At 69.1% G+C, this 15,566-nt stretch carries 15 protein-coding genes; 9 read left to right on the top strand and 6 right to left on the bottom strand.

The annotated features are described in order from the left end of the window. Nucleotides 1–116 precede the first annotated feature (116 nt). Nucleotides 117–1,145, top strand: coding sequence for a 6-phosphofructokinase (locus tag LBN7_RS01015; protein WP_407360710.1), 1,029 nt, complete (start codon nt 117–119; stop codon nt 1,143–1,145). Here the strand turns inward: LBN7_RS01015 and LBN7_RS01010 are convergent. Next, a complete protein-coding gene (locus LBN7_RS01010) occupies nt 1,115–3,241 on the bottom strand; it encodes a S9 family peptidase (RefSeq protein ID WP_407360709.1) in 2,127 nt (708 codons plus the stop codon). The two genes, LBN7_RS01015 and LBN7_RS01010, sit on opposite strands and share 31 nt — an antisense overlap. Nucleotides 3,242–3,399: 158 nt before the next feature. On the opposite strand from LBN7_RS01010, the gene LBN7_RS01005 reads away from it, so the two are divergent. Together LBN7_RS01005 and LBN7_RS01000 are read left to right on the top strand one after the other, a co-directional pair. Next, nucleotides 3,400–4,758 (top strand): inorganic phosphate transporter, encoded by a 1,359-nt coding sequence (locus LBN7_RS01005; RefSeq protein WP_116635217.1) that lies wholly within the window; start codon nt 3,400–3,402, stop codon nt 4,756–4,758. Next, entirely contained in the window at nt 4,755–5,090 is a 336-nt protein-coding gene (locus tag LBN7_RS01000; protein ID WP_116635216.1) for a peptidase, read from the top strand. Before LBN7_RS01005 ends, LBN7_RS01000 begins: the two co-directional genes overlap by 4 nt. Before the next feature lie 15 nt (nt 5,091–5,105). Here LBN7_RS01000 and LBN7_RS00995 read toward each other — a convergent pair whose 3' ends face one another. Then, nucleotides 5,106–5,672 (bottom strand): TetR/AcrR family transcriptional regulator, encoded by a 567-nt coding sequence (locus LBN7_RS00995; RefSeq protein WP_341945593.1) that lies wholly within the window; start codon nt 5,670–5,672, stop codon nt 5,106–5,108. Nucleotides 5,673–5,734: 62 nt separating this feature from the next. Here LBN7_RS00995 and LBN7_RS00990 point away from each other — a divergent pair, with 62 nt between their 5' ends. Together LBN7_RS00990 and LBN7_RS00985 are read left to right on the top strand one after the other, a co-directional pair. Continuing rightward, nucleotides 5,735–6,655, top strand: coding sequence for a phosphodiesterase (locus tag LBN7_RS00990; RefSeq protein WP_407360708.1), 921 nt, complete (start codon nt 5,735–5,737; stop codon nt 6,653–6,655). Nucleotides 6,656–6,715: 60 nt separating this feature from the next. After that, a complete protein-coding gene (locus tag LBN7_RS00985; protein ID WP_116635213.1) occupies nt 6,716–8,176 on the top strand; it encodes an aspartate ammonia-lyase in 1,461 nt (486 codons plus the stop codon). 67 nt (nt 8,177–8,243) lie between these two features. Here the strand turns inward: LBN7_RS00985 and LBN7_RS00980 are convergent, their stop codons facing one another. After that, on the bottom strand, nt 8,244–9,113 hold the full coding sequence (locus LBN7_RS00980; protein ID WP_407360707.1) for a fumarylacetoacetate hydrolase family protein: 870 nt from the start codon (nt 9,111–9,113) through the stop codon (nt 8,244–8,246). An 89-nt stretch (nt 9,114–9,202) separates the two neighbouring features. Here LBN7_RS00980 and LBN7_RS00975 point away from each other — a divergent pair, with 89 nt between their 5' ends. Further along, nucleotides 9,203–10,522, top strand: coding sequence for a PrsW family intramembrane metalloprotease (locus tag LBN7_RS00975; protein ID WP_116635211.1), 1,320 nt, complete (start codon nt 9,203–9,205; stop codon nt 10,520–10,522). Between the two features lie 40 nt (nt 10,523–10,562). Continuing rightward, nucleotides 10,563–11,252, top strand: a complete 690-nt coding sequence (locus LBN7_RS00970) for an alpha/beta fold hydrolase (protein WP_407360706.1) — start codon at nt 10,563–10,565, stop codon at nt 11,250–11,252. 92 nt (nt 11,253–11,344) lie between these two features. Here the strand turns inward: LBN7_RS00970 and LBN7_RS00965 are convergent, their stop codons facing one another. Then, nucleotides 11,345–12,064, bottom strand: a complete 720-nt coding sequence (locus LBN7_RS00965) for a cache domain-containing protein (protein WP_341945589.1) — start codon at nt 12,062–12,064, stop codon at nt 11,345–11,347. 31 nt (nt 12,065–12,095) lie between these two features. Further along, on the bottom strand, nt 12,096–12,899 hold the full coding sequence (locus LBN7_RS00960; protein ID WP_407360705.1) for a FadR/GntR family transcriptional regulator: 804 nt from the start codon (nt 12,897–12,899) through the stop codon (nt 12,096–12,098). A gap of 99 nt (nt 12,900–12,998) precedes the next feature. Here LBN7_RS00960 and LBN7_RS00955 point away from each other — a divergent pair, with 99 nt between their 5' ends. Next, the gene (locus LBN7_RS00955) at nt 12,999–13,367 is read left to right on the top strand and encodes an FKBP-type peptidyl-prolyl cis-trans isomerase (protein ID WP_116635207.1); all 369 of its coding nucleotides are present in this window, start codon (nt 12,999–13,001) and stop codon (nt 13,365–13,367) included. A gap of 179 nt (nt 13,368–13,546) precedes the next feature. After that, complete coding sequence (locus LBN7_RS00950) at nt 13,547–14,101, top strand: YceI family protein (RefSeq protein ID WP_116635206.1); 555 nt, start codon at nt 13,547–13,549, stop codon at nt 14,099–14,101. A gap of 33 nt (nt 14,102–14,134) precedes the next feature. On the opposite strand, the gene LBN7_RS00945 is transcribed toward LBN7_RS00950, so the two are convergent. Then, nucleotides 14,135–15,427: an MFS transporter gene (locus LBN7_RS00945; RefSeq protein WP_407360704.1), complete on the bottom strand. Its 1,293-nt coding sequence runs from the start codon at nt 15,425–15,427 to the stop codon at nt 14,135–14,137. Between the last annotated feature and the right edge of the window lie 139 nt (nt 15,428–15,566).

Genomic DNA, 15,566 nt, shown 5'->3' with positions numbered 1-15,566 from the left:
GTAAAGATCATCGGTTTTCGCCGCTCTCGAATGGCGCCGAACCGCGCGGTGGCACTAGTGTCGATCGCAGGCAGCGTCGCCTTTCCCCCTTTCCCCGAACGTCGGAAGGCACCAGCATGAAGATCGGCATCCTGACGAGCGGCGGCGACTGCCCCGGACTCAACGCGGTCATCCGCGGCATCGTCCTCAAGGGCACCACCACGTACGACCTCGAGTTCGTCGGCATCCGCGACGGCTGGCGCGGCGTCGTCGAAGGCGACTTCATGCCGCTGACCCGGCACGAGGTGAAGGGTCTCTCCAAGGTGGGCGGCACGATCCTCGGGACGAGCCGCACGAACCCCTACGAGGGGGAGCGCGGCGGCGCCGAGAACATCGCGAAGACGCTCTACGGACACAAGATCGACGGCATCGTCGCGATCGGCGGCGAGGGCACGCTCGCGGCCGCCGACCGCCTGTCGAAGGACGGCATCAAGGTGCTCGGCGTCCCGAAGACGATCGACAACGACCTGCAGGCCACGGACTACTCCTTCGGCTTCGACACGGCCGTGAACATCGCCACCGACGCGATGGACCGGCTGCGCACCACGGGAGACTCGCACCAGCGCTGCATGGTCGCCGAGGTCATGGGCCGTCACGTCGGCTGGATCGCTCTGCACGCCGGCATGGCGGCAGGGGCGCATGTCATCTGCATCCCCGAGGTGCCGATGTCGATCGACGACATCACGGCGCTCGTCACGAACGCGCACGACCGTGGTCGTGCGCCCCTGGTCGTCGTCTCCGAGGGGTTCAAGCTCCTCGGCATGGAAGAGGCGTACAGCGACAAGGGCCTCGACGCGTTCAACCGTCCGCGTCTGGGCGGCATCGGCGATCAGCTCGCGCCGGAGATCGAGCGCATCACCGGAATCGAGACGCGCGCCACGATCCTCGGACACATCCAGCGCGGCGGGTCGCCCTCGGCGTTCGACCGCGTGCTCGCGACGCGCCTCGGCCTGCATGCCGCAGACGCGATCGTCGAAGGCGCCTGGGGCCAGATGGTGGCGATGCAGGGCACCGACATCGTGCGCGTGCCCTTCGCCGACGCTCTCGGCGAGCTCCACACCGTGCCGCGCTACCGCTACGACGAGGCCGCTGCCCTCTTCGGCTGAGCGCCCGCCAGGCCGAGCGTGTCGAGCAGCCAGGCGAGCTCGAACGCGCGCTCCTTCCAGGAGTTGTAGCGTCCGCTGACGCCGCCGTGGCCGGCGACCATCTCGCACTTCAGGAGGACGTCGGATGCGCCGGCCTCACGGAGCCGGGCGACCCACTTCGCGGGCTCCACATAGAGCACACGGGTGTCGTTGAGCGATGTCACGGCGAGGATGCGCGGATAGGCGACGCCGTCGCGGACGTTCTCATAGGGCGTGTACGACTTCATGTACGCGTAGACCTCCGGGTCGTGCAGCGGGTCGCCCCACTCGTCCCACTCGATCACGGTCAACGGCAGTGAGGGGTCGAGGATCGTCGTCAGCGCATCCACGAAGGGGACCGCGGCGAGGATGCCGGCGAACAGCTCGGGAGCGAGATTCGCGACCGCGCCCATCAGCAGACCGCCCGCGCTGCCGCCCTCGGCCACCAGCTGCTGCGGGGTGGTCACGCCGGTCGAGACGAGGTGCTGGCCGCAGGAGACGAAGTCCGTGAACGTGTTCCGCTTGTGCAGCAGCTTGCCGTCCTCGTACCACTGGCGGCCCATCTCGCCGCCGCCGCGGACGTGTGCCACCGCGAAGACGACCCCGCGGTCGAGCTCGGAGAGCCGGGCGACGGAGAAACCCGGATCGATCGAGTGCTCGTAGGAGCCGTAGCCGTAGAGGTGCACCGGTCGCGGTGCCGATCCGGGGTCGCCGAACGCGCGCTTCCAGACCAGCGAGATCGGCACCTGCGTGCCGTCGGAGGCCGTCGCCCACTCCCGCCGCTGTCCGTACTCCGTCGGGTCGTACCCGCCGAGCACGGCGACCTGCTTGCGCAGCACCAGTTCGCGGGAGGCCAGATCGAGGTCGTACACGGTGCCGGGGGTCACGAACGACGTGTACCCGAGTCGCAGGAACGGCGAGTGCCACTCCGGGTTGCCGCTGACACCGGCCGAGTACAGCGGCTCGTCGAAGGAGATCTCCTCGACGGCGTCCGTCGCGTAGTCGAGCAGGCCGACGCGCTCGAGTCCTCCGCTGCGGTACTCGACCGTCGCGAAGTCGCGGAACGCATCCATTCCGAGGAGTCGACGGCCCGGCTCGTGCGCGATCACGACGCGCCGCTCGCCCTGGGGGTCGGATGCCGCGACCGAGACCAGCTCGAAGTCGAGGGCCTCATCGTTGTGCAGGATCAGCAGGCGATCCTCGCCGTCGACGACGGCGTGCTCGAGCGAGTACTCGACGCCCTCGACCCGCGGCCATACGAGCTGCGGCTCGGCCGTGAGATCTCCGGCGAGGTCGACGAGATACTCCTCGCCGGTGATGCTCGACCCGACCCCGATCACGAGGTAGCGGCGGCTGCGCGTGATCCCCGCCCCCAGCCAGAACTTCTCATCCGGCTCGTGGAACAGCGTGACGTCCTCGGAGACGGGGGTTCCCAGGCGATGGAGCCACAGGGTGTCGGGCCGCCAGGCCTCGTCCCGCGTGGTGTAGATGACGCCGGTGCCGTCCGGCGTGAAGAAGGCGCCGCCGGTGTTCGGGATCACGTCGTCGAGCGTGATGCCCGTCGTCAGATCGCGCACGTGCACCGTGTAGAGCTCGTCGCCCTCGAAGTCGGTGGACCAGAGCAGCTTGGTCGCGTCGTCCGAGGTGTCGAAGGCACCGAGCGAGAAGAACTCATGGCCCTCGGCCTCGACGTTCCCGTCCAGCAGGACGACCTCCCCGGGAACGGGCACGCCGGGCTCCAGAACCGGGGGAGTCCAGTCGCCGGGGGCAGCGGCGGCCCGGCAGTGGATGCCGTACTGCGCGCCCTCCTCGGTGCGGCTGTAGTACCACCAGTCTCCGCGACGGGTGGGCACCGACAGGTCGGTCTCCTGTACCCTGCCCTTGATCTCCTCGAACAGCTTCTCGCGGAGATCGGCGAGATGCGCGGTCTCCGCCTCGGTGTGGGCGTTCTCCGCCTCGAGGTGCTCGATCACCTCGGCGGACTCCTTCGCGCGGAGCCACTCGTACGGATCGTCGAACGCGTCTCCGTGGTGGGTGCGAGTGGTGGAGCGGCGGTCTGCGGTGGGGGCGTCGGTCACCGTCCCACGCTATCCCAGGTCGAGTTGACCGGCGCGGGGGAGGGTGGGAGGATTTAGCGGGGCCGGTAAACGGAAGTGAAACCCACGGTGAACTCTTCGTTCATCACGTCGATCCCGTCGACATCTCCTTTTCTTCCTCAAACGACCGAAAGCGAACGGTGGAAACCGCAGCCCTCATCGTCGTGCTTGTCATCGCGCTGGCACTGTTCTTCGACTTCACCAACGGGTTTCACGACACCGCGAACGCGATGGCCACGCCCATCGCCACCGGTGCGCTGAAGCCCAAGACCGCCGTCCTCCTCGCGGCCGTCCTGAACCTCATCGGAGCCTTCCTCTCGACGGAGGTCTCGAAGACGATCTCGGGTGGCATCATCAAGGAGGACGCGATCATCGCCGCCGGCGCCGATCTCTTCCTCTCGCTGATCTTCGCCGGACTCATCGGCGCCATCACCTGGAACATGCTGACGTGGCTCCTCGGCCTGCCGTCGAGCTCCTCGCACGCCCTGTTCGGCGGACTGATCGGGGCCACGCTCGTGGGCGCAGGTCTCGGCGGCATCGACTTCGGCGCCGTGCTGTCGAAGATCGTGCTCCCGGCGCTGATCGCCCCGGTCACGGCCGGGATCATCGCCTTCGCGGCGACCAAGATCGCGTACTCGATCACCCGTCGCTACGACGGGAAGCCCGACGGTCGCGACGGATTCCGCTGGGGCCAGATCTTCACGTCGTCGCTGGTCGCGCTCGCGCACGGCACCAACGACGCGCAGAAGACCATGGGCGTGATCACTCTCGCGATGATCACGATCGGCTGGCAGTCCGGGGCCCACCATGAGCCCGAGCTCTGGGTGATCATCGCGTGCGCCTTCACCATCGCCCTGGGTACCTACCTCGGCGGGTGGCGCATCATCCGCACGCTCGGCAAGGGGCTCACCGACGTCAAGCCCGCGCAGGGCTTCGCGGCGGAGAGCTCGACCGCCGCCACGATCCTCGCCTCGAGCGCGCTCGGATTCGCCCTCTCGACCACCCAGGTCGCCTCCGGATCGGTCATCGGCTCCGGCCTCGGACGCCGGGGGTCCACGGTGCGCTGGCGCACCGCCGGACGCATCGGCGTCGGCTGGCTGCTCACGCTGCCGGCCGCGGGTGGCGTGGGTGCACTGGCCGCTCTGCTCGTCGTGTGGCTCGGCAACTGGGGCGTCGCGATCGACGCCGTCATCGCCGTGCTCATCATCCTCGGTCTCTTCATGCGCTCGCGCCGCAACGCGGTGACGCACGCGAACGCGATGAGCGACGTCGCCGAATCCCACCTGGCGGTGGAGGTTCCCGACACGCCGCCGCCGACGCGTCGTCAGCAGCGCATCGAGCGCGCGAAGGCGGAGGCGAAGGCGCGTGCCGAGGCCAGGGAGAAGGCCAAGGCCGAGGCCAAGGCGCGGGCGAAGAAGAAGGCCGAGGCCAAGGGGGCTTCGAAGTCCGGGAAGAGCCCGAAGCCCGTGGATGCCGGCCGGGACGGAGATTCCGCATGAACGTGTCCATCGACTGGCTCGCCTTCCTCCAGGTGTTCGCCGCCGCTCTGATCGGCGCCACCGCCATCGTCACGTTCTACGCGCTCGGTCTCCGACTGCTCGTGCGCAGCGGGCGCGCTCCGGTGGTGAGCCCCGCGGAATTCACCGATGCGATCACCGTCATCTCCGAGAAGGAGCTCAAGCGGGCGGCGAAGCAGGCCGCGAAGGCAGCCAAGAAGAGCCCGCTGACAGAGTCGCAGAAGTCGCTCTCACTCGTGGGCGCCTACGGCTGCTTCGTGATGTGCGCCGCCGCGGTCGTCGCCGGCATCCTGATCATCGTCCTCGGACACTGACCCGCGGCCGCCGTCTCAACGCAGCAGCCCGGCCACCAGGGCGTCGACGATCTCGTCGGTCGAGGTGTCCGGATCGATCGGCGATGTCAGCCGATCCAGCAGGAGGCCGTCGATCGCGTAGTGGAACAGCGCGATCTCGCGTCGGCCCCCGGGCAGACCCGCCGCCGCGTTGAACGCGACGTCGCCGTCGAGGCCGGCGCGCTGCCACGCTCCGAGGACCGCGGCGACCTCGGGGCGGCGGCTGCTCTCCAGACGCAGTTCGAACAGGGCGATCGTGACGTCGCGGTCGTCGCTGAGGCGTCGGACGATGTCGCGGACGTAGTCGGCGAACAGCGCCGGTCCCGGCGTGGCGGAGGCGCGGCGCTCGAGGTCCTCCGGCGTCGGAGCCAGGCGCTCTCCGATGCGCTCGACGAGTCCTGCCACGAGGGCGTCGCGGCTGCGGAAGTAGTTGGACGTGGTTCCGGTCGGGACGGCGGCGGCGACATCGACCGCGCGGTGGGTGAGTCCACGGGATCCGTCTCGCGCGAGCACGGTCAGGCCGGCATCCGCGATGGTCCGTCGTCGGCTCTCGTTCTTGGCCATGAACGAATCCTAGTGTGAGCACTACAGACGCAGTAGTCGGTGGGGGCGCATAGGCTGATGCCATGTCAGCAGGAACAGGCAGCGCGTACGCGTTCGGCCGACACCGGCCCGCGTCTCACGTCCTCATCCACGTCAGCGATCCGCACTTCCTCGCGGAAGGCGCGCGTCTCGGCGGGCGCTACGACGTCGAGGCGAACTTCGCGCGGACGCTTGCCGCGATCCGCGCCGTGCATCCGAACCCCGCCGCCATCGTCGTCACCGGTGATCTCGCCGACCTGGGGGAGCCGGACGCCTACCGCCGCCTGCGCGCCGCGGTCGAGCCGGTCGCGGCCGAGCTGGGCGCCCCGGTCATCTGGGTTGCGGGCAATCACGACGAGCGCCCTGCGCTGCGGCGCGATCTGCTCGATCTGGCGCCGACCGAGGAGCCCGTCACCGGCGTCTGGGATCTCGACGGGCTGCGCGTCGTCGCCCTGGACACGAGCGTTCCCGGGTGGCACCACGGAGATCTGGACGCGGCGCAGCGGAACTGGCTGCGAGAGGTCCTCGCCGTGCCGGCGCCGCACGGCACGCTGCTGGCGATGCATCACCCGCCGCTGCCGAGCCACCTGCCGCTCTTCGACATCCTGGAGCTGCGTCACCAGGACGAGCTCGCGGACATCATCCGGGGGAGCGATGTGCGCGGCATCCTCGCCGGGCATCTGCACTACTCCTCGCACGGCATGTTCGCCGGCGTCCCGGTGAGCGTCGCGTCTGCGACGTGCTACACGATGAACGTCGCCCTGCCGGCCGCGGACGTCAACGGGATGGATGCCGCGCAGGCCTTCCAGCTCGTGCACGTGCACCCCGACACGATCACGCACTCGGTCGTCCCGGTGACGGATGCGGCGACGGGGAGCTACTTCTCCGAGGAGTGGCTGGAGCGCATGGCGGGACTCACCCCGGAGGGGCGGCTCGAAGCCTTCTCCCGGAAACCCGGACGGTGAGCCGCGTAGACTGGACGCATCCCCCACACACTCACCCGCCACGACCCACAAGGATGTGACATGGCTTCTGCCGCGCCTGCCCTGACCCGCACCGAGACCGATTCCCTCGGGAGCATGGAGATTCCCGTCGACGCGTACTGGGGCATCCACACCGCCCGCGCCGACGCGAACTTCCCGATCACCAAACGCCCGATCTCGGTCTACCCCGATCTGGTGATCGCGCTGGCGATGGTCAAGCAGGCGAGCGCACGGGCGAACCGGGAGATCGGCGTCCTCGACCCCGAGCGTGCGGACCTCATCGACCGCGCCGCCCAGCGCGTGATCGACGGCGAGTTCCACGAGCAGTTCACCGTCGGCGTGATCCAGGGAGGCGCCGGCACCTCGACCAACATGAACGCGAACGAGGTCATCACCAACATCGCGCTCGAGATGGCGGGCCGGGAGAAGGGCGACTACGCCTTCCTCTCGCCGATCGACCACACCAACCGCAGTCAGTCGACGAACGACGTGTACCCGACGGCCGTGAAGATCGGCCTGTCGCTCACGCTGCGCTCGCTGCTCGAGGAGCTCGACCTGCTGCGCCTGTCGTTCCTCGGCAAGTCCCGCGAGTTCCACGACGTGCTCAAGGTCGGCCGCACGCAGCTGCAGGATGCCGTGCCGATGACGCTCGGGCAGGAGTTCCACGGCTTCGCGTCGACGCTCGGCTTCGACCACACCCGTCTGACCGAGAACGCCTCGCTCATGTTCGAGATCAACATGGGCGCGACGGCCATCGGCACCGGGATCACGACGCACCCGGACTACGCGCCGGCCGTGCTCAAGCACCTGCGCGAGATCACGTCGCTCGACCTGAAGACGTCGGCCGACCTCGTCGAGGCCACGAGCGACACCGGCTCGTTCATGTCGTTCTCGTCGACGCTCAAGCGCAATGCGATGAAGCTGTCGAAGATCTGCAACGACCTCCGTCTGCTCTCCTCCGGGCCGCAGGCCGGCTTCGGCGAGATCAACCTGCCCGCGATGCAGGCGGGCTCGAGCATCATGCCCGGCAAGGTCAACCCGGTCATCCCCGAGGTCGTCAACCAGGTGGCGTTCGCCGTCGCCGGCGCGGACATGACCGTCACGATGGCCGCCGAGGCCGGACAGCTGCAGCTGAACGCGTTCGAGCCCGTGATCGCGCACTCGATCTTCCAGTCCATCACCTGGATGCGTCAGGCGATGTGGACGCTGCGCGTCAACTGCGTCGACGGCATCACCGCGAACCGCGACCGTCTCGGCGCCATGGTCGGCGCCTCGGTGGGCGTCATCACCGCTCTGACGCCGTTCATCGGCTACGCGGCGGCCGCCGCCCTCGCGAAGACCGCCCTGCTGACGAACCGCAACGTGGCCGATCTGGTCGTCGAGGCCGGCCTGATGTCGCGGGAAGAGGTCGTGAAGCAGCTGTCGCCGGCGCGGCTCTCCGGTCTCGAGGCGATCACGGCGGCGATCCCCGTGATCACGCCGGAGGACCTGGTCGAGATCTGAGTCGACACACGCAGAAGGGGACGGATGCCGCTCGCATCCGTCCCCTTCTGCGTGTGCGCGAGTGCGCTCAGTCGGTGATGCGGCAGTGGGTGGTGAGCTCCCCGATCCCGTCGATGCCGACCGTGACCGTCGAGTGGTCGCGCAGGAAGATCTGCGGATCGCGGGAGTAACCGGCGCCGCCCGGGCTTCCGGTGGAGATCAGGGTGCCCGGCAGGAGGGTCACGGACTGCGACAGATGCGCGATCAGTTCGGCGACCGATCGCACCATCTGCCCGGTGCTGGCGTCCTGCACGGTGTGCCCGTCGACGACCGCCCAGATGTGCAGGTCCTGCGGATCGGTGATCTCGTCGGCGGTGACGGCGAACGGGCCGGTCGGCGTGAAGCCGTCGAACGACTTGCACCGGCACCACTGGGCCTCGGAGAACTGGATGTTCCGAGCGGTGATGTCGTTGACCACGGTGTAGCCCCAGACGTGCGAGAGCGCCTCGGCCTCGCTCACGTCCTTCGCGGGCGCTCCGATGATCACCCCGAGCTCCGCCTCGTAGTCGACGGCCTCGCTGAGGTCGCGGCTCCACGACGTGGTCTGCTCGTGGCCGGTCAGGGAGTTCGGCCAGAGCGTGAAGACGGTCGGCGCGGCATCGGTCTTGAGGCCGAGCTCGCTGGAGTGCGCGGCGTAGTTGAGCCCGACGGCCAGGACCGCCGGGGGAGCGAGCACCGCGGAGGAGAACTCCCAGTCGCCGAGCGGATGCCGCGGTGCGATGCCACCGGCCAGAGCAATCCGCAGCTCGTCGAGCACCCCGTCACCTCTCTCGATGAGCTGCTGCAGAGTCGCAGGAGCATCGTTGAGGAGATCAGAGACGAGGATGGCGTCCGAATCCTGGATCACGGCGAGAACCGCGAGAGGGGAGTCCGGACGGCGCAGATGAGCGAACCGCATGGTTCTACGCTACCCGGTGGCGCGGGACCGCCGCGTGGAGGACTTCGCCAGAACGAAGCGATATCGCTTGTGCCCCATATGCTTCAGCTATGAGTTTCGGAGGACCTCCCCAGCAGCCGCAGCAGCCGTCGCCCTACACGCCGCCGCCCGCGCAGCCCGCGAATCCGCCGCAGTACGCTGCTCCGCAGTACTCCTCTCCGCAGTACGCGCAGTCGCCGTACACCCCTCCGCAGTTCTCGGCGCAGCCGGCATACGCGTCCGCTCTGGCGCAGCCGACGCCGTACACGCCGCCCGCGCCTGTCGCGCCCGCCCCGGCACCGTCGCTGCCGGCGCTCCCGGTGCCGACGAAGAAGGGGCGCACCGTCTCGCTGTGGCTGTTCGCGTTCCTGGGCTTTCTGCTCCTGGCGCTCATCGGCTACTTCGGCTGGGCGCTGGGACCGATGGCATCCGTGATCGGTCTGGTGCTCGCCCTCATCCCGCTGACGATCGTCTTCCTCGGTGTGCGGATGATCGACCGCTGGGATCCCGAGCCGAAGCGTCTCGTCATCTTCGCGATCGCCTGGGGCGCCGTCGCGGCGATCGGCCTCACGCTCCTCGTCGACATCGGCCTGACCTTCCTGGTCGGCCTGCGCGACGACACGTTCTCCGCGGTCGTGCAGGCGCCGATCGTGGAGGAGTTCTGGAAGGGCCTCGGAGTCTTCCTGATCTTCCTCGTGGCCCGTCGGGCGTTCGACGGCCCGGTCGACGGCGTCGTGTACGGCGCCCTGGTCGGCGCCGGGTTCGCCTTCACCGAGAACATCCAGTACTTCGCGATCAGTCTGATCGAGGGCGGCGGGTCGCAGCTCACGGTCACCTTCGTGGTGCGCGCGCTGCTCTCTCCCTTCGCGCACGCGATGTTCACCGCCTTGACCGGTTTCGCGATCGGCCTCGCCGCACGACGGTACTCCTCGGCGGGAGTCGCGCTCGGAGCGGGACTCCTCGGCATGCTGGGGGCGATCCTCCTGCATGCACTGTGGAACGGATCCGCCACGTTCGCGGATTTCTTCGGCCTGTACTTCACGCTTCAGGTGCCGCTCTTCCTCGGCTTCATCTTCGGGATCATCGCGTTGCGCAGAGAGGAGGCGCGACTGACGAAGTCGCGTCTCGGCGAGTACGCGGCCGCGGGCTGGTTCACGCCCGAGGAGGTCACGATGCTGGCGACGCCGGCCGGACGCAAGGTCGGACTCACCTGGGCGGCGCAGCTGCGCGGCGATCGGCGACCGCTCATGCGCGAGTTCATCAAGGACGCGACGGCCCTCGCGGCGGTCCGGCAGCGGGCGATCACCGGACGGGATCCGCTGGCCGCCGAGGATGAGCGGGCGTTGCTCATCCGCACGAGGGCGACCAGGGCGGCCCTGCTCGCATACTGACGTTCCGGGCGTACTCTTCTCGCAGGAGAGGCGGTGCGCGATGACCACGTTCGCATTGATCCATGGCGGTGGCGACGTCGGCTGGTCGTGGCATCTCGTGGCCGCGGCGTTGGCGGCACGGGGACACGACGTGGTGGCGCCCGACCTCCCAGCCGACGACGACGCGCTCACCCTCGAGGACTACGCGGACGCGGTCGTGGCGGCCGTCGGGGACCGACGCGACGTGGTCGTGGTCGGGCACTCGTTCGGGGGCTTCACAGCGCCGATCGTCGCCGCGCGGCTCCCTGCCGACGCCCTGGTGCTGCTGGCCGGGATGATCCCCACCCCGGGGGAGCCTCCGGAGGACTGGTGGGAGGCGAGCGGGTACGGCCTCGCCGTCGGCGAGCAGTCCGCCCGCGACGGCGGCCTGACCGGCAACGACGACCCGTATGTGAGCTTCTATCACGACGTCCCGCGCGAGCTGGCCGACGCGGCGCTGAGCAGGGAGCGCGCGCACCCCTCTGCGGCGGCGATGGCGGCGCCCTGGCCGCTCGCGGAATGGCCCGACGTGCCGACACGGTTCATCGTGTGCGCCGACGACCGCTTCTTCCCGGCGGACTTCCTCCGCGATCTGGCGCGCCGACGCCTCGGCATCCTCGCGGACGAGGTGCCCGGCGGCCACTGCGCCATGCTGAGCCGGCCGGAGGAGATCGCCGAGCTGCTGGTGAGCTACGCGGACGAGATCCGATAGCAAGACTCAGCGCCCGGTGCTGCGGCGATGCCTGCATGTCTCCCGGGCGCTGAGTTGGTCTGTAAACAGGGTGCACCCGGCCCTGCGGGGTGTCAAGGGTCAGTTGGGTCGGGTTCGACGATCACGGTCAGCGCGACGCCGGCGCAGGCGAACCGGGGGAGCTCCGCCCACCGTCCGCTGCGCACGGCATCGCCGGTCGCGCACCGCGGGTCCGTCGAGACCACGACGCGACCGATGCCGTTGATGAGGGTGACCTCGCGACCGAGAGCGGCGAAGCGGGGCAGGAGATCCCGCTCGACCTCGGCGACGAGCATGTCGAGCCCCGCGACGCCGATGCGCACGCCGTCGACCTCCGCGGGTGCGGCGACCGTGATGGTGTACTCGTCGCTGCAGAGGTAGTCGACGTACGGTCCGGCGATGTGCGGCTCGCCCGTCTCCATCGGGAGGCGGTACCACTCGAGTGCGCTGTAGTCGATGTTCTCCTTGTTGAGAGACTGCGCGGCGAGCACCAGCTGCCGGCGATCCTCGCCCTGCCACCAGGCGAGGTGGCTGCGGGCGTCGGACGGCAGATCGATCGCCGCGATGAATCCGGCACCGTAGACGGGGGCATCCCGGAGGCCGAGCGTTCGGAGCGCGTGCGGCTCCACGAGCGCGTCGATCCTGGAGCTGGTCAGCGGGCCGGAGCTCTTCGCCTCGGCGACCTGGGCGGCGAACGGTCCGACCCAGCCGAGGAGCGTGCGTATCGGCGAGGAGAAGTACTCCTCGACGATGGTCGCGGCGGCGCGGGTCGCGGTGTCGGTTCCTGTCGTCATCGTGTCCTCCGGGTGGCGTTCTCCGGCATCGTCAGCCGTTCCTCGGGTGCGCCTGCAGCTGGATCAGGGCGTCGATGATCTCCGCGACCATCGTGTCGGTGCGCGCGCCGGCGGCGTCGGCGTCGGCCGTTCCGACCGCGTCGACGACCGCGGCGAGGTGCGCAGCCTGCCGGCGCTGGTCCTCCGACGTGTGCGCGACGAGCCGCAGGTACGGCGAGAACTCCGCCTGCAGCTTCATCTGCTCGCGCGTCAGCCGCGCCGACTGGCTCAGCGCGACGATCTCGATCTGGACGTCATCCAGGAGGCGCCGCTGCGATTCGCCGTCGAGCTCGTCGAGTCGCTCCATCCTTCGCCGGACCTGCTGGGCCTCTGACGCATCGGCTCGTCGTGCCGCGAGACGCACGCCCGCTCCGGTGATGGCGGCGTAGTGGGCGCCGAGGTCGCGGAGTGCCACCCGGGACGACGAGCGGACGGATTCGCGCGCGAAGGAGAGGGGATCGGCGTGCGCGGCGACGAAGCTGCCGCCGTTCCTTCCGCGGCGCGTGACCACCAGTCCGCGTTCGCGGGTCGCGAGCAGGGCCTCGCGGACGGTGACCGGCGCCACTCCGAGACTCCTCGCCAGCTCCGCTTCGGAGGGCAGGCGCTCGCCGGCGCGCAGGTGGCCACGCGTGATGGCGTCGACCAGTCGGCGCTCCACGAGCTCGGCGCGCCCCTCGTCGCCGATCGGCTGGAACAGCACGCCCTGCAGGCGGTGAGGATGCTGGCGCGCCGGAGCTGCGCTGGGCGCAGGCGCGACGGAATCGGCGACCTCCTGAGGTGACGAAACCGATTCCATCCTGCGATTCTGCCTTGTCATCAGCCGCTTGTCGAAGTGTTCGCTGTGAGCAGGTGCCCCCGCGTTGACCCGTCAGCGCGGCTCGGGTTGGATGGAGGCATGACTGATCGCACAAAGCCCGAGTTCGACGCCCCCACCGGCCCCGCCCCCGCGGAGCTCGTCATCCGCGACCTCATCGAGGGTGACGGAGCCGAGGCGAAGCCCGGTGACACCGTGACCGTCCACTACGCCGGCGTCGAGTTCGACTCCGGCGAGGAGTTCGACTCGTCCTGGGGTCGCGGCGAGACCATTCAGTTCCCCCTCCGCGGCCTGATCCAGGGCTGGCAGGACGGCATCCCCGGCATGAAGGTCGGCGGACGCCGCGAGCTGGTCATCCCGCCGCACCTCGCATACGGTCCCGTCGGAGGCGGCCACTTCCTCTCCGGCAAGACGCTGATCTTCATCATCGATCTCGTCGCCGTCGGCTGAGTCCGCACGACGCCGGATGAGGCGCCTCGCTCCTTCGGGAGCGGGGCGCCTCTTCTGTGCCGAAGAGATCTGCATGCACGGGAATATATGCGCCTGAATGCAAGTTGGAACGGATGATGCCGCGCACGCGGCCCCTGTCCCTTGCCGCAGAAGCGGCTGACGTCTCCAGAGGAGAAAACATGACCAGCATCGACATCCCCGGTTACCGCTCCGGCACCTGGGTCCTCGACCCCGCGCACAGCGAGGTGACCTTCAGCGTCCGCCACATGATGATCTCCAAGGTGCGCGGGACGTTCGGCGTCAAGAACGCCACGCTGATCGCCCCGGAGAACCCGCTGGAGGCCAAGGTCGAGGCCTCCGTCGACGTCACCTCGATCGACACGAACGACGAGGGTCGCGATGCGCACCTCCGTTCCGGTGACTTCTTCGACACCGAGAACTTCCCGACTATGGAGTTCGTCTCCACCGGCGCGCACGTCAAGGGCGACGAGCTGTTCGTCGACGGAGACCTCACCATCCGCGGCATCACCAAGCCGGTCAGCTTCGAGCTCGACTTCGGCGGCTTCGGTACCGACCCCTATGGCAACTACAAGGCCGGTGCATCCGCCAAGACCGTGATCAACCGCGAGGACTTCGGTCTCACCTGGAACGCCGCGCTCGAGACCGGCGGCGTGCTCGTCGGCAAGGACGTGACGATCAACCTCGACCTGCAGGGCGCTCTGCAGCAGGACTGATCGCGTCAGATCGCACTCGGAGAACCCCGGGCCTCAGGGCTCGGGGTTCTCTGCGTCGTAGTCGTGGAATCGACCGCTGCGGCGTGCCAGCAGAGCGACCAGCGCGATCACGAGGATGCCGCCGAGCAGCGGGGGGAACCAGAGTGCGGTCACGGTCGCGAGCGTGCCGGCGTAGAGGGTTCCGACGCGCGGCCCGCCGGTGACCACGACGATGAAGACGCCCTGAAGCCGCCCGCGCATGGTGTCGGGCACAGCCGCCTGCATCATCGTGTTGCGGTAGATCGAGCTGACGTTGTCCGAGGCGCCGGAGAGGGCGAGCGCGACGCATGCCGCGACGATCAGCGCGACATGAGGGGAGTGCTCGGTCGCGGAGCCGGAGAGGGCGCCGATGAGCAGCACGACCCCGAACAGGAGGATCGAGGCCCCGTAGGCCTCGACGGCCCGCTCGATGCCGCGGCCGTGCCAGCGGTAGTGCACCACGCGGCCGGACAGGAGGCTCGACGCGAACGTGCCGACGGCGACCGCCGCGGTCAGGATTCCCGTCGTGACGGCTCCGCCGCCGAGGATCACCGTCCCGAGCGCGGGGAACAGCACCAGCGGCTGCCCGAAGGTCATCGCGATGATGTCGATGATGTACTGCGTGCGGATGTTGCTCGCCCGGCGCAGGAATCGCCATCCGTCGACGAGCGATGCCAGCCCCGGACGGACGATGTCGCCCTCCGGGCGGAGCGCGGGCAGCGTCCACAGGCCGAGGAACATCGACAGCATCAGCACGACGTCGATCGTGTAGGTCCAGCCGTAGCCGGTGAGTGCGACGAGAAGACCCGCGAGAGCGGGGCCGGCCATGACCGTGACACCGAATGCCACCCCGTTGAGCGCGGATGCCGACGCGAGCATGTCGCGCGGGATGAGGCGCGGCACGATCGCCGTGCGGGTGGCCATGCCGACCGAGTTCGCGGCGGAGTTGACGATGCTGAGCGCGTAGAGCCACCAGATCGTCTCGGCGCCGGTCCAGGTCAGGGCCGCGAGCAGTGCGGTCGAGGCGAACGTGACCGTTGCGGCGATGAGGGCGACGCGGCGGCGATCGAACGCATCGGCGAGCATTCCGCCGTAGAGGCCGGCGAGGATCATCGGGACGAGTCCCGCGACAGCGATCATCGAGACGGCGAAGGTGCTCTGCGTGAGCGCGAACACGTGCAGCATCACTGTCACGATCGTGAGCTGACCGCCGATGCCCGCGAGTGTGGAGCCGATCCACATCCGTGCGAACGCGGGGCTGGACTTCAACGGGGTGAGGTCGATCAGGTGTCCGCGCGCTGCGCTCACTCGAAGGCCCTCTTCTGCACCTTCCGAGACTAGCCGAGCGCCGACGGGTGCACTCCGGACCGCATGTCACCCGAGGAAGTCCGCGGCTGGTAGACTCTTCAGGTTGCCGTTTGATCGGCCGCGGATAAAGAGAGCCCTC

This window comes from Microbacterium sp. LBN7 (assembly GCF_045690345.1).
GTDB lineage: Bacteria > Actinomycetota > Actinomycetes > Actinomycetales > Microbacteriaceae > Microbacterium.
Note: the sequence above shows the minus strand (reverse complement) of the source record. Positions and strands in the feature narration are given on the sequence as shown.

Excerpts from the sequence above, each read along its gene's own strand:
- LBN7_RS01015 (WP_407360710.1), top strand. The coding sequence starts at position 117 with ATGAAGATCGGCATCCTGACGAGCGGCGGCGACTGCCCCGGACTCAAC.
- LBN7_RS01000 (WP_116635216.1), top strand. The coding sequence starts at position 4,755 with ATGAACGTGTCCATCGACTGGCTCGCCTTCCTCCAGGTGTTCGCCGCC.
- LBN7_RS00995 (WP_341945593.1), bottom strand. The coding sequence starts at position 5,672 with ATGGCCAAGAACGAGAGCCGACGACGGACCATCGCGGATGCCGGCCTG.
- LBN7_RS00990 (WP_407360708.1), top strand. The coding sequence starts at position 5,735 with ATGTCAGCAGGAACAGGCAGCGCGTACGCGTTCGGCCGACACCGGCCC.
- LBN7_RS00985 (WP_116635213.1), top strand. The coding sequence starts at position 6,716 with ATGGCTTCTGCCGCGCCTGCCCTGACCCGCACCGAGACCGATTCCCTC.
- LBN7_RS00980 (WP_407360707.1), bottom strand. The coding sequence starts at position 9,113 with ATGCGGTTCGCTCATCTGCGCCGTCCGGACTCCCCTCTCGCGGTTCTC.
- LBN7_RS00975 (WP_116635211.1), top strand. The coding sequence starts at position 9,203 with ATGAGTTTCGGAGGACCTCCCCAGCAGCCGCAGCAGCCGTCGCCCTAC.
- LBN7_RS00970 (WP_407360706.1), top strand. The coding sequence starts at position 10,563 with ATGACCACGTTCGCATTGATCCATGGCGGTGGCGACGTCGGCTGGTCG.
- LBN7_RS00965 (WP_341945589.1), bottom strand. The coding sequence starts at position 12,064 with ATGACGACAGGAACCGACACCGCGACCCGCGCCGCCGCGACCATCGTC.
- LBN7_RS00960 (WP_407360705.1), bottom strand. The coding sequence starts at position 12,899 with ATGGAATCGGTTTCGTCACCTCAGGAGGTCGCCGATTCCGTCGCGCCT.
- LBN7_RS00955 (WP_116635207.1), top strand. The coding sequence starts at position 12,999 with ATGACTGATCGCACAAAGCCCGAGTTCGACGCCCCCACCGGCCCCGCC.
- LBN7_RS00950 (WP_116635206.1), top strand. The coding sequence starts at position 13,547 with ATGACCAGCATCGACATCCCCGGTTACCGCTCCGGCACCTGGGTCCTC.